The following is a 13,332-nucleotide window of genomic DNA, read 5'->3' on the forward strand; positions in this document are numbered from 1 at the left end:
CATGAAATTATTACCAGCAAGAACAGCAGTGCTAAATTATATGAGCACAGTGGAAGAGGCGGATGTATTTCAAGTTATGTCAGCCTTGGAACCTCTATTTGGCAGTGAAAAACAGTTCAGAGAGGACTTGTTTTTAGAACATTTGATGTCGTTAGAGTGCAATGGTTATCTCGTTCAGACGGGATTTAATTTGGATGAAAACGGAAAGTTGAGAATCCGCTATCAAATAAATGATGATGGAAGATACGCAGTGGAAAAATATATTGCAAAAGAATTTCGAAATGTAGAAGGAGGAGCGATATGAGGTATCATGGTGGTCAGGCATTAGGACTTGTGGAAACAGTTGGTTTGGTGCCAGCTTTGGAAGCATGCGATAAGATGTTAAAAGCCAGCAATGTCAAATTGATTTCCTACGAGAATGTTGGTTCTACATTGGTTACAATCATGGTAGTTGGTGATGTAGCTGCTGTTGAGGCTGCTGTTGAGGCTGGAGCACGTGCAGCTGAAGCAATTGGTAAATTAACTGCTCATAATGTAATGCCAAGGCCAATCTCTTCTGTTGGGGACATGGTTTCTGTACATGATATTGATAATTGATAAAGGAGGAGACAATGGAAAGATATCAAGCAATTGGTGCTGTGGAGACATTTGGTCTTGTATATGCACTTGAGGCAGCAGATGCAATGGTAAAGGCTTCAGATGTTGAAGTAATTGCTTATGTCAACACTGCATCCGGTTATATTGCAGTTATTGTCCAAGGTGAAACGGCAGCTTGCAAGACAGCTGTTGATGCGGGAGTTAGTGCGGTAGAAAAAATGGGGACTGAGGTATATAGTAGTGTTGTCATTCCAGGACCACATGAAGATTTAAAGAAAATCATCGATCGCTACTCATTAGAAATGATGTTCCCAGAAGAAGCAACAGAGTAGGAAAGTGTGAACGAAATGAGATATATTGACAAAGATTTGGAATCAATTCAAGAAATAAGAAATTTGCTTCTGAATGGTCAAATGTCTTTTGTTCACTTGCAGAAGTACAGTCAAAGTGATTTAGATGTCGTGACTTCTATCTTTATCAAAACTTTGCTGGACAAAACAAGCGAATATGTCCACGAGTTTGTGACTGGTAATGATTACGGTGTGGAAGAGGATGAGCATTTTTTATGTACACATTTTCTGAAACGTTTCGAGGAAACTCTTCAGAAGGAGTCATATATCGGCATCATCGGTGGAAATTCTACAGAAAAAGTTATCGAAATTGGAGCGCCGATGGGGGTTGTTGCGGTTTTGTTACCAGCTCGCCCAACCTTTACCTTATTGGTTAATGTCTGTTTACTAGCGATGAAAACAGGAAATTCTCTGGTATTCATTGCTAATCGGCAGTCAACAAGGTCAACTCTTCATAGTTTGAAAAAACTAATTACGCTTGCCGAAGAGTCTGGTTATCCTGAAGATGGTATCAGTCTAGGTGAGACAATTAGCGATGCAGGAATACTGGAATTGTTGGCCAGTGATAAGGTTTCTCTACTCATCAATATTGGCTGCCCAGAATACATTTCAAATAAGTTTGTCACCAATATACCTTTATTATATGGTGGGGATTCATCTGGACCAGTATTTGTAGAAAGAACCGCAAACATCGAGAAAGCTGTTAGTGATGTCATTCATTCGAGAAGTTTTCAAAATGGTATCTTACCCGGTGCAGAGCAATTTCTAGTTACTGAAAATGTTATTGCAGATCAAATCAAAGATAGCCTAGAAAAGAATGGAGCTCATTTGCTGACGGAGTCAGAGACTAGGAAGCTGATTGCATTTCTAACAGCTTCAGAGAAGAATATTAAGGAAAATTATATTGGGAAGTCAGCTATTTGGTTGGCAGAAAAATCCGGCATATCTGTTCCAGCAGAAACAAAGGTTCTTGTATCTGTCCAAGATTACATGAATGAAGAGGATTTTTTTAGTCGAAAATTACTCTGTCCAGTGATTGTAGTCTACTTGGAACCGGATTGGACCTTAGCTTGTGTTAAATGTATGAACTTGCTAGATGAGTTAAAAATGGGACATACGTTAACCATACATTCCAAAGATTGGAAAATCATCAGAGAGTTTGCCTTAGTCAAAAAGGTTGGGAGAATTGTGGTAAATGCACCTACAGTTTGTGTCGCTACAGGTATTGTTTCTAACTTCCCGACATCATTGATATTGGGTGGTATCACAACTGGTAAAGGATATAGCTCGGAAAATATCACACCGAAACATTTGACTTATACCCGTCAGGTTGGTTTTGAAGTTAATAATAAGTCATGAATTGATTGTTCGAAAGAGAGGAAATATTCAATATGGATATGAAGGAATTTACAGCTAAGCTGGAAGAAGCTACGAAGAAACTAAGTGCGGAAGAACGTGCATCACTGGTAAAAATTTTCCAAAGTGTTTCTGATGATATTACAAAGCCAGAAGTTAGTTTTGCAAATGTAGAACCGCTTGTGTCAGAAGGTACAGATATACCAGAGGGAATTACACCTCGATTGCAGGCCTTAAAAAACCAATATTTGAAAGCGCAACCAACAATCTCTTTAATTCGTGCGGTAAACCTGACACGAATTTCTAAAGAGAATGAAGGTATGCCAAAAGCAATCCTACGCGGAACTGCTTTCAAAGAATTTTGTAAAATTGCTCCAGTAGTCATTCAAGATAATGAATTATTGGTAGGTGCACCGAATGGTGGCGCACGTTTTGGTGCCTTTTCTCCAGATATTTCATGGCGTTGGCTTCGCGATGAAATTGATACGATTTCAACTCGTCCGCAGGATCCATATGCCTTGTCTGAAGAAGATAAAAAGGTTCTAAGAGAAGAAATTTTCCCATATTGGGAAGGACGTTCTGTAGATGAAGCCTGTGAATCACAATACCGTGAAGCGGGTGCTTGGGAACTTTCTGGTGAATCATTTGTCTCTGATTGTTCTTATCATGCTTGTTCTGGTGGTGGTGACTCAAATCCAGGATACGATGTGGTAGGGATGAAAAAAGGTATGCTAGATATTAAGGCTGAAGCAGAAGCCCACCTAGCAAAACTGGACTATGCTAATCCAGATGATTTGGAGAAAATCTATTTCTACAAATCGCAAATTCTAACAGCAGAAGGTGTTATGATTTATGCGAAGCGTATGTCTGAGTACGCAGCAGAATTAGCCGCAAAAGAATCCAATCCAAAACGCAGAGCAGAATTGGAGATGATTTCTCGCGTCAATGCCAATGTTCCTGCGCATAAACCAGAGACTTTCTGGGAAGCGATGCAATACGTTGTAACAATTCAGCACCTACTACTCTGTGAAGAAAACCAGACAGGTCTTTCAATTGGTCGTGTTGACCAGTATATGTATCCGCTTTATAAAAAGGATATTGAATCTGGCCGGATGAATGATTATCAAGCTTTTGAATTAGCCGGCTGTATGTTTATTAAGATGTCAGAAATGATGTGGTTAACATCAGAGGGATCTTCTAAATTCTTTGCAGGTTATCAACCATTTGTAAACATGTGTGTCGGTGGGGTAACACGTGAAGGGCGTGATGCAACAAATGATTTGACCTATCTTTTGATGGATGCGATTCGCCATGTAAAGGTTTATCAACCAACCTTGGCAACTCGTATCAATAACAAATCGCCACGTAAGTACTTGAAGAAAATTGTTGATGTTGTCCGTGCAGGAATTGGTTTCCCTGCGTGTCACTTTGACGACGCTCACATCAAAATGATGTTGGCAAAAGGTGTTTCAATGGAGGATGCACGTGATTACTGCTTAATGGGATGCGTAGAACCACAAAAATCGGGTCGTCTCTATCAATGGACATCAACAGCCTACACTCAATGGCCAATCTTAATCGAAACAACGTTGAACCATGGTATTCCATTATGGTACGGAAAACCAGTTACTCCAGATATGGGACCTCTTGAGCAATACAAAACATTTGAACAATTTGAAGCCGCTGTTAAAGAGACAATCAAGTATGTTACCAAATGGACTTCTGTTATGACCGTCATCTCTCAGCGTGTCCAACGTGAGTTAGCACCGGCACCATTGATGTCTATGATGTATGAAGGTACGATGGAAAATGGTCGTGGAGTTAAATCAGGTGGAGCGATGTACAATTTCGGTCCAGGTGTTGTTTGGTCAGGACTTGCTAACTACGCAGATTCCATGGCAGCAATTAAAAAACTTGTCTTTGAAGATAAAAAGTATACACTTGCCGAATTGAACAAGGCTTTGATTGCCGATTTTGAAGGGTATGATCAAATTCGCGCAGATTGTCTAGCAGCTCCTAAATATGGTAATGACGATGACTATGTGGATTATTTTGCTTCAGATATTGTCGAGTTCACAGAAGAGGAACATCGTAAGTATAAGACTTTGTATTCTATTTTGAGTCATGGTACCTTGTCCATTTCAAATAATACACCTCTCGGTCAAATTACAGGGGCCTCTGCTTCTGGTCGCCGTGCTTGGACACCGCTTTCAGATGGTATCTCACCAGATCATGGTATGGATACCAAGGGTCCGACAGCGATCATTAAGTCAGTTTCCAAGATGGCGAATGAAAATATGAATATCGGCATGGTTCATAACTTCAAGATTATGGCAGGTCTTCTTGACACTCCACAAGGTGAGGAAAGTTTGATTACCTTACTTAGAACCGCAAGTATTCTTGGTAATGGTGAGATGCAGTTTAACTATCTTGACAATGCAATTTTGCTAGAAGCACAACAACATCCAGAGAAATATCGTGATTTGATTGTTCGTGTAGCTGGTTATAGTGCCTTCTTCGTTGAATTATGTAAAGATGTTCAGGATGAAATTATTGCGCGTACAGTTTTGACACGGATTTAAAACATAATGTGGATACAGTGGTCTTCTTTAGCCAGAAGGCCTACTGTAACTATTCGGATAGGAGAAAATTGTAGTGGCAACAGTAAAAAAACATGAAACACGAATCAATGTATTCAATGTTCAAAAATATAATTTATATGATGGTCCAGGCATTCGTACTATTGTTTTCTTCAAAGGTTGTCCAATGCGTTGTAAGTGGTGTGCTAATCCAGAAGGACTAGAATTTGGGACAAACATCATGCATAAGGAAACCCTATGCAAACCCTATAACTCTTGTGCTAAAACTTGTCCGCTGGGAAGTGTTTGCTTTAAATTTGCTAATGAGGAAGTGCCTGTTCCATATGAGTATTCCGACAAAGAGCATCCAATTGATATTCGGCGTTATCAGAAAAAGCGTCCAACAAGAGCAGATATTGAGGGGTGTCCCGAAGGTGCATTAACAATTGCAGGAGAGGCTAAAACCATCTCAGAACTGATGGATATTATTCATGAAGATGATGCCTTTTATGAAATGTCTGGTGGTGGTGTTACTCTGTCTGGTGGAGAATGTTTGGCCCAGGGTGAAGGGGCACTTGCTTTGTTGAAAGCTTGTAAGCAAGATGGTTTGAATACCGCAGTAGAAACAGCAGGTCATGTTCCAAATAAGGTGGTGATGAAGGTCGCTGAGTATACAGATCTGTTCTTATTTGACTTGAAGCATATGGATTCAAAAAAACACAATGAATGGACAGGTGTTGGAAACGAGCGGATTTTGAACAATCTAAAATCTGTATTAGATGCCGGTTATAATGTGAAGATTCGCATGCCCATGTTGAAAGGAATCAATGATAGCGAAGAGGAGATTCGTGCTATTATTGACTTTTTACTTCCGTATAAAGACAGAGTAAATTTTCAGGGAATTGATCTTCTACCCTATCATAAATTAGGTGTCAATAAGTATAAACAATTGGGAATGGAATATCAAATTGAAGGTGATCCATCGTTAAGTCAATATGACTTAGATAGGATAGAAAGCTATATCTTATCGTATGATTTTCCAGTAAATGTTGTTAAACACTAAGGATTGGGAGGAGGAATTTTTGTGGAAGTAATTGGAGAAATCAATCGAATTATTCAAGAATCTGTTCCGGGTAAACAAATTACACTGGCTCATGTTATTGCTGCTCCCATCCAATCGGTTTATGACAGTCTGGGAGTAGAAGATAAAGGAGCTATTGGAATTTTGGCTATAACTCCATACGAAACAGCTGTTATTGCTGCAGATTTAGCCGGAAAAGCAGCAGATATAGATATTTGTTTTATTGATCGTTTCACAGGTTCTCTCATGTTTAGTGGAGATGTACAGAGTGTAGAAACAGCTCTACAAAGAATTCTTGACTATTTTAAGGCTAACTTAGGATTCTCCATTGTTTCATTAACAAAATCATGAGAAAACGAATACTGATTATTGGACCAGAGGGTTCTGGGAAAAAGGAACTCATTAGAGTACTAGAAAATGAGGAGGAGATTTGCCTCATAAAATCTATCGTGTATGGTTGTGAAACAATTTATGTTCCTAGCACTTATCTCAGGAGTCCCAGCATGAAAAAGCATATTATTGCAACGCAACAAAATGCTTATTGTCTCCTGATGCTCTTACATTCTAGCCGTGTCTATAGAGTCTATTCACCTAATTTTGCACAAGTGTTTAGACTTCCTAGTTTAGGGATTATTGTTCATCATTCAGGACAGTCTATTAAAAATACAGCTGATTGCATAGTTGAATTACAAGAAGCTGGTGTTGATGAGATTATTGAATGGGAGATGGGAGACTCTGATACCTATCACGAATTATGTAAAAAAATAGAACAATTAAAAGAAGGTAATCAATGAAAATACATGAATTTCAAGTGGGTCCACGCTTTATTTTTGGTAAAGGGGCTACAGCAAAAATTTCAGAATTACCAATTACGAAAGCCTATGTTATTTGCGATCCTTTCATGGAACAAAGTCACCTTGTGAACGAAGTTTTAGAGGTTCTAACTACTTCGGGAGCAGAGACCAAGGTTTTTTCAAATGTAGTCCCTGATCCGACAGTACAAGTCGTTTCTGAAAGTATGGCTGAAATTAGAAAGTATAAACCAGATGCTGTTATTGCCTTAGGAGGAGGATCAGCGATGGACACAGCCAAGGCAGTTGTCCGAGTATATTCTGAATCTGAAAAAGTAGACAGTCCTTACTTGATTGCGATTCCCACTACAAGTGGGTCAGGAAGTGAAAATACCGCTTTTGCAGTCATCTCAGATCCAACGCATAACGAAAAAATTGCACTAGTTGATGATTCAATGGTTCCGGATCTCGCTATTTTGGACACTACTTTTACAATGACTGTACCTCCATCGGTGACAGCGGATGCAGGAATGGATGTACTGACGCATTGTCTGGAAGCTTATGTATCCAATCAGGCTAATGATTTTTCTGATGCCTGTGCTGAAAAAGGTATCCGGTTGACTTGGCAATACATCTTTGAAACCTATAAAAATGGTGACAATCAATTAGCTCGTGAGAAGATGCATAATGCTTCATCTATAGCAGGTATCGCATTTAATAATGCAGGGTTGGGAATTTGTCACAGTTTATCTCATGCTATCGGTGCTTTCTTCCATGTACCGCATGGTCGGATCAATGCCTACCTATTGCCCTACATCATTTCCTTTAATGCTTCCTTGGATAGTTCAGGAGAGACAGAGGCAGCTAGACGATACGCTGAGGTTGCAGAGATGCTGAATATTGGCAAAGTCACAGTTAAACAATCAGTAGTAGCTCTGACAAGTGCAATTAAACAATTATCGATAAAAATGAGTATCCCAACGAAACTTGAAGAATTGGGAATCGATCGAAAAGAGTTTGAAAAAATGATTCCAGAGATGGCACAAAGGGTCATGGCAGATGCTTGTACACCAACAAATCCAAGGACCGTTACGCAGGAGCAGATTGAGGCTATCTATCGCTCAATGCACTAATGGCTAACATAAGTATATAAAAAGATATTATTGAGTGGAAGGAGGATGTTATGAAGTATCTAACTGAAGATGATTTACGTCTGATTTATCGTGACAATCCTTTTGAAACCTTCACTATTCAAAAACAAACTAGACTAACTCCAGGAGCAAAAACTTTTCTTATGGACCGTAAGGTTCGACTCATTGATGAGGCCGAAAAAAAGCCGTTAACCAATGCAGTAAAATCAAGTTCAATCACCAATAGCTGTTTATCATGTATCACACAGTCAAATGAGTGGCTGATACTTCGGAGTGAACTTTTACGAGTGGCCTATGAGTTGATTGAGTTGGATTTTTCTATCTCTGAAGAGCTATGCATGCTAGAACAATGTATGGCAACACCATCGATTTCAGACCGTCAAATGATTAAAGAACAAGCAATTAGTCAGCCATCTGTGGTCGAAAGTTTAGGAAGAATGCGATTGTTGTTGAGAACTAAAAAAGGGAGAGTAGCCTCTCGTCTATTCCCTCTATATTTTAAGTTTCAGACCTTATCTGAAAGAGTTGATGAACCAATACCTGAAGTGTTGCAAGAAGTTATCAATCGGTTGGCAAGCATGATTATATCTTGTGTCAAAAGATGTGAGGAGGTAGACGATGATATCAAACAAATTACCTAAAACATGCGATCAGTATGTGGAGGAATTTGAAAAGGCTGAAAAGCAACCTATTATTACAAAAAGTCATATTTATTATACGGGGGTTGATTTAGGAACTGCCTACATCGTCTTAGTTGTCCTAGATGAGAATCGAAATATTGTAGCTGGTGCACACCGCAGCGCCAATGTTATCAAGGATGGAATGATTGTTGATTATATTGGAGCGATTCGCATTGTCCGAGAACTAAAAGAAAGTTTAGAAAGACAATTACAGACGGAATTACTCTATGCTGCTGCGGCTCTTCCGCCAGGGACAGATCTATTAGATGGTGGAGTAATCAAAAATGTTGTTCAAGGAGCAGGCTTTGAGTTGACAGCTTTATTAGATGAACCTACAGCAGCTAATACCATTGTAGGTCTTAAAGATGGGGCAATTGTGGATATTGGTGGTGGGACAACAGGCATTTCTATCTTAAAAGATGGAGAAGTAGTGAAGACAGTTGATGAGGCAACAGGGGGAACGCACTTTACTTTGGTAATCTCTGGTGCTTACCACCTAACCTTTGAAGAGGCTGACGCCTATAAGCGAGATAACAACAATCATAAAGAACTGAATAGTGTTTTGAAGCCTGTCGTTGAAAAAATTGCCAGCATTATAAATAATAGTATTGCTGGATATGATGTGGATATCATCTACTTGGTTGGTGGCACCAGTTGTCTAACTGGAATTGAGGCCATTATCGAAAAAGAAACGGGGATTCGAACTGTTAAACCGAAAAATCCGATGTTTGTTACCCCGATAGGAATAGCAATGAATTGCAGTCAAGAAATTATGTATTAGGAGGCGAAGATGTTAGTTGCAGAATTAGTTGATACAATTTGGGCCACTAGAAAATCGGATGCCTTGAATGGTGCTAAATTTCTACTGGCAAAGGTAGTCGGTGGTAGTAGATCTGGAGAGATTATGGTCGTTGCTGATATGATCGGTGCAGGAATTGGTGATCGAGTCATTGTGGCAACAGGTTCTGCTGCCCGTCGTATGATGGAAAATGATTTGATGCCAGTTGATGCAGCGGTTATAGGAATTATTGACGAAAACTACGATCAAATCAAACAACAAAACGGAGAAATAAATAGATTGTTGGAATAGAAAGGAGAAGAGATGGCAAAATTGATAGTTGCAAAAGATGTTCTTGCATGTAAGGAAGCAGGGCAGATGGTGTGTCATATTGAAAAAGGGACAATTATTACTCCTGCTGCACAAGATGAAGCCAAAAAATATGGTATTTCATTTGAGTGTTGCGAAGATACTTGTACAACATCATTTGAAATGAGTAATCAACGTATCAGCACTGATGAAATCCTGCATATTTTAAAGAATATTTTAATGAATACAGATGACAAAATAGAGAGGGAAGCCAAGCCATACCGTTTTGTTTCGCATACAAATGGTATGAAAGTTGTACGTGGTTCAACGGTTCGGATGGATGACTTTGATACAGGAACACCGGGTGCCAAGGTCGGTTTTCAGGAACTTGTTGGCCAGCATGAATCAAAAATGAGTGCAGGTTTTCTAACGATTGATCAATCCAAATTTGCATGGAAACTACCATACGAAGAAATTGATTATGTTATCTCGGGAACGGTAACAGTTGAAATCGATGGACAAACTTTTGTAGCGCGTGAAGGAGATGTTTTATTTGTCCCTTCAGGCTCAAATGTGGTTTGGGGTTCACCAGATAATGCAAAACTATTTTATACTACGTATCCATCGAACTGGGCAGACTTAATGTAGTTGGGGAGGCCAAAGAATGAGAGCTTTAGGGTTGATAGAAACGTATGGGTTTATCGGAGCCATTGAAGCTGCGGATGTCATGCTAAAAGTTGCAAATGTTTCTTTGCTGAAATTAGAAAAAGTGCATGGCGGCTTGGTCACTGTCAGTATCGAAGGAGATGTTGGAGCAGTAAAAGTAGCTGTGGAAGTTGGTGCTAGCGCTGTTCAGAGATTTGGTACGGAGTTTCTTCATAGTTCGCATGTCATTCCTAGACCGGACCAACAACTCTCTTCCATTTTAGATGAGAATACTGAGATGAGCCTCTTACAAGATGAACCAACAAAAGAAGTAGCAGTTGCCCACTTATCAAACGCTTCAAAAGCGACAGATAAAATCGTTGAGGCAGAAGAACACGTCACAGATAGTATCGAAGAACCGATAGTAAATGTAACAACCGTTAAGGAATACAGGCGACAACTAGAAAGAACAAAGGCTGCAGACTTACGGGCGATGATTTCAGATAATGAGAATATTTCCATTGCAGAAGAAAAATTATCCAGCTTGGTAAGGAAAACGATGATTGCCATGTTGGTCGATGATTATTCTAAGAAAATCAAACAGTCAGTAGAAAAAACGTAGGAGGTTCAAAGCAGAATGAAGACAATTGATGTAGATCTCTGCTCTATACAAGAAGCACGTGATTTAGTAAGAAGCGGCAAAGAGGCGGCACAGAAGATTGCGCATTTTTCAGATGAGCAGATAGATGCCATTCTAAAAAATATCGTGAAATCAGTTGAAGCCAATGCTTATTATTTAGCTAACTTAGCAGTAGAAGAAACAGGCTTTGGTAAATTGGAAGATAAGGCTTATAAAAATTATGCAGCCTCAACTTTACTTTATGACGAAATCAAGGATTATAAGACATCGGGAATTTTAGATTTTGATGAAAATAATAAAGTTTTTAGAGTAGCTGAGCCAATGGGACTGGTGCTGGGGATTACACCTTCTACTAACCCAACTTCAACAATTATTTATAAGTCGATTATTTCTATTAAATCGCGTAATGCAATTGTGTTTGCCCCACATCCATCGGCTAAGAGGTGTAGTATAGAAGCGGCTGAACTAGTGAGAAAAGCTGCGGTTGAAGCTGGAGCCCCAGAAAATATTGTAGGGTGTGTTATGAACCCAACATTAGAGTCAACAAATGAGTTGATGCACTCAAAAGAAGTTGCAATGATTATCGCAACGGGCGGTCCCGGCATGGTAAAAGCTGCTTATAGTAGTGGCAAACCAGCTATTGGTGTCGGGGCTGGCAATTCTCCAGCTTATATTGAGAAAACAGCAGATGTAAAAAAAGCAATTGCTACTATTATTGCCTCTAAAACATTTGATAACGGGACGATTTGTGCTTCTGAGCAAGCGATTATCTGTGAGGAAAGCAATAAGGATGAAGTACTTCGCGAATTAAAAGAGCAGGGGTGCTACCTCATGACCCGAGAGGAGACAGATAGGGTTTGTCAGCTTCTCTTTAGAGGCAATACTAAAGGATGCCATCCGGCCATGAATCCGAAATTCGTTGGGCAACCAGCTATAAAAATTGCAGTTGCAGCAGGGCTGTCAGTACCAGAAGATACCAAGATTTTGGTAGGTCCTCAAGTTGGTGTTGGTCAGGGAAATCCACTATCGTTTGAAAAATTAACGACTGTTATTGGTTTTTATGTTGTCAAAGATTGGGAAGAAGCTTGTGCTTTGAGTATTCGACTGCTACAAAATGGTATCGGTCATACGATGAGCTTACATACAGGTGACCCAGAAATGATTTTCCGTTTCTCCAGTAAGCCTGCTTCTCGTATCTTAATCAATACAGGAGGAAGCCAAGGTGGTACAGGTATTTCCACCGGACTTCCAATTGCCTTTACCCTAGGTTGTGGTACTGATGGTGGTAGTTCTGTTTCGGATAATCTAACCCCAGAACACTTGGTAAATGTAAAAACAGTTGCATACGGAACAAAAGATGTTACAACTATTGTTGCGAAAGATAGTCGCTTTCAATCATTGCCAAAATTGACTATGCTATCTAAAACCGATACAAAGATTGATGCAGTATGTTCAGCGAGCATTCATTGTCAAAACAAGCATGAATTGGAAAAAGATTTTTTGAGTCAAACGCCACAGGCTATTCAAGAAAATTTTGAAAAGCGTCAAAACTTACAGTCTGATGAATTAAATGAGAAACAAACTCTGTCTACCGAAGATGATATTGATAATGAAGCTATTGTTAGAGAGATTTTGTCATCTTTAAGAAGATAGGAGGTGATTGTGTGGGAGAAGATCTAGAAAGCTTGTTTTACAAAGTAGTTGACTATCTTGATGGAAGAGATAGCAATAATGTAGAAAAGGTTTTGGTCGAAGAAAAGCCAGTGGCAGCCAAGGAACCTGTAACAAAAGCAGATGTTTTTGGTCGCAATGCCATTCCTCTAGGTATATCAAATAGGCACATTCATTTATCTCAGGTAGATATAGATTGTTTATTCGGTCCTGGCTACCGCTTTAATCAACTAAAAGAATTGTCGCAAAAGGGACAATTTGCCTACAAGGAATGTGTAACCATTGCAGGTCCTAAGGGAGTTATTGAAAGAGTTAGGATTTTAGGTCCATCACGAAGCCATACGCAGGTTGAAATATTAAGAAGTGATTGTTTTAAGCTGGGTATTGATGCACCGTTACGCTTATCCGGTGACATTGAACATACTCCAGGTTGCACAGTAATTGGTCCAGTGGGCTCGATTCAGCTAAATAAAGGTTGTATAGTCGCTAAACGACATATTCATATGAGCCCAAGTGATGCTAAACATTTCGGTGTAGAAGACAAGCAAGTTGTTTCTTTGGAAATACCTGGTGAGCGTGGCGGCATTATCCATAATGTTATTGTTCGTGTGAATGATAACTTCTCACTGGAATGTCATTTAGATACCGAAGAAGCAAATGCCTTAGGACTAACAGGGCTCAATAAATTACGCATTATTAAGTAA

At 39.5% G+C, this 13,332-nt stretch carries 16 protein-coding genes; all 16 read left to right on the forward strand.

All coding sequences use genetic code 11. From position 1 onward, the window contains the following. The first annotated feature begins 1 nt into the window (after position 1). The 16 genes from BZG42_RS04510 (at position 2) to pduL (ending at position 13,332) form a co-directional block, all read left to right on the forward strand. The gene (locus tag BZG42_RS04510) at positions 2-304 is read left to right on the forward strand and encodes a hypothetical protein (protein ID WP_024532893.1); all 303 of its coding nucleotides are present in this window, start codon (positions 2-4) and stop codon (positions 302-304) included. Further along, positions 301-597, forward strand: coding sequence for a BMC domain-containing protein (locus BZG42_RS04515; protein ID WP_024532894.1), 297 nt, complete (start codon positions 301-303; stop codon positions 595-597). Before BZG42_RS04510 ends, BZG42_RS04515 begins: the two co-directional genes overlap by 4 nt. A gap of 14 nt (positions 598-611) precedes the next feature. Next, complete coding sequence (locus BZG42_RS04520) at positions 612-929, forward strand: BMC domain-containing protein (RefSeq protein ID WP_024532895.1); 318 nt, start codon at positions 612-614, stop codon at positions 927-929. Between the two features lie 15 nt (positions 930-944). Then, entirely contained in the window at positions 945-2,306 is a 1,362-nt protein-coding gene (locus BZG42_RS04525) for an aldehyde dehydrogenase (protein ID WP_155996309.1), read from the forward strand. Positions 2,307-2,338: 32 nt separating this feature from the next. After that, the gene (gene cutC / locus BZG42_RS04530; protein WP_155973088.1) at positions 2,339-4,885 is read left to right on the forward strand and encodes a choline trimethylamine-lyase; all 2,547 of its coding nucleotides are present in this window, start codon (positions 2,339-2,341) and stop codon (positions 4,883-4,885) included. A gap of 67 nt (positions 4,886-4,952) precedes the next feature. Continuing rightward, the gene (cutD, locus tag BZG42_RS04535) at positions 4,953-5,945 is read left to right on the forward strand and encodes a choline TMA-lyase-activating enzyme (RefSeq protein WP_024532898.1); all 993 of its coding nucleotides are present in this window, start codon (positions 4,953-4,955) and stop codon (positions 5,943-5,945) included. A gap of 21 nt (positions 5,946-5,966) precedes the next feature. Further along, a complete protein-coding gene (locus BZG42_RS04540; protein ID WP_156805127.1) occupies positions 5,967-6,314 on the forward strand; it encodes a BMC domain-containing protein in 348 nt (115 codons plus the stop codon). After that, positions 6,311-6,757 carry a EutP/PduV family microcompartment system protein gene (locus BZG42_RS04545; protein ID WP_024532900.1) on the forward strand — a complete coding sequence of 149 codons (447 nt, stop codon included), beginning with the start codon at positions 6,311-6,313 and terminating at the stop codon, positions 6,755-6,757. Before BZG42_RS04540 ends, BZG42_RS04545 begins: the two co-directional genes overlap by 4 nt. Further along, positions 6,754-7,887 (forward strand): 1-propanol dehydrogenase PduQ, encoded by a 1,134-nt coding sequence (locus tag BZG42_RS04550; protein WP_120171617.1) that lies wholly within the window; start codon positions 6,754-6,756, stop codon positions 7,885-7,887. Before BZG42_RS04545 ends, BZG42_RS04550 begins: the two co-directional genes overlap by 4 nt. Positions 7,888-7,937: 50 nt before the next feature. Then, positions 7,938-8,546: a hypothetical protein gene (locus tag BZG42_RS04555; RefSeq protein ID WP_155996305.1), complete on the forward strand. Its 609-nt coding sequence runs from the start codon at positions 7,938-7,940 to the stop codon at positions 8,544-8,546. Then, the gene (gene eutJ, locus BZG42_RS04560) at positions 8,524-9,366 is read left to right on the forward strand and encodes an ethanolamine utilization protein EutJ (RefSeq protein ID WP_162496985.1); all 843 of its coding nucleotides are present in this window, start codon (positions 8,524-8,526) and stop codon (positions 9,364-9,366) included. Before BZG42_RS04555 ends, eutJ begins: the two co-directional genes overlap by 23 nt. A gap of 9 nt (positions 9,367-9,375) precedes the next feature. Next, a complete protein-coding gene (locus tag BZG42_RS04565; RefSeq protein WP_024532904.1) occupies positions 9,376-9,675 on the forward strand; it encodes a EutN/CcmL family microcompartment protein in 300 nt (99 codons plus the stop codon). A 12-nt stretch (positions 9,676-9,687) separates the two neighbouring features. Continuing rightward, positions 9,688-10,320: a cupin domain-containing protein gene (locus BZG42_RS04570; RefSeq protein WP_024532905.1), complete on the forward strand. Its 633-nt coding sequence runs from the start codon at positions 9,688-9,690 to the stop codon at positions 10,318-10,320. A 16-nt stretch (positions 10,321-10,336) separates the two neighbouring features. After that, on the forward strand, positions 10,337-10,939 hold the full coding sequence (locus BZG42_RS10245; protein WP_155962930.1) for a BMC domain-containing protein: 603 nt from the start codon (positions 10,337-10,339) through the stop codon (positions 10,937-10,939). 15 nt (positions 10,940-10,954) lie between these two features. Next, positions 10,955-12,610 (forward strand): acetaldehyde dehydrogenase (acetylating), encoded by a 1,656-nt coding sequence (locus BZG42_RS04580; RefSeq protein WP_120171619.1) that lies wholly within the window; start codon positions 10,955-10,957, stop codon positions 12,608-12,610. Between the two features lie 110 nt (positions 12,611-12,720). Next, on the forward strand, positions 12,721-13,332 hold the full coding sequence (gene pduL / locus BZG42_RS04585; RefSeq protein ID WP_407697563.1) for a phosphate propanoyltransferase: 612 nt from the start codon (positions 12,721-12,723) through the stop codon (positions 13,330-13,332).

The sequence above is a fragment of the Streptococcus sp. DAT741 genome, from assembly GCF_009866825.1.
Lineage (GTDB): Bacteria > Bacillota > Bacilli > Lactobacillales > Streptococcaceae > Streptococcus > Streptococcus ruminantium.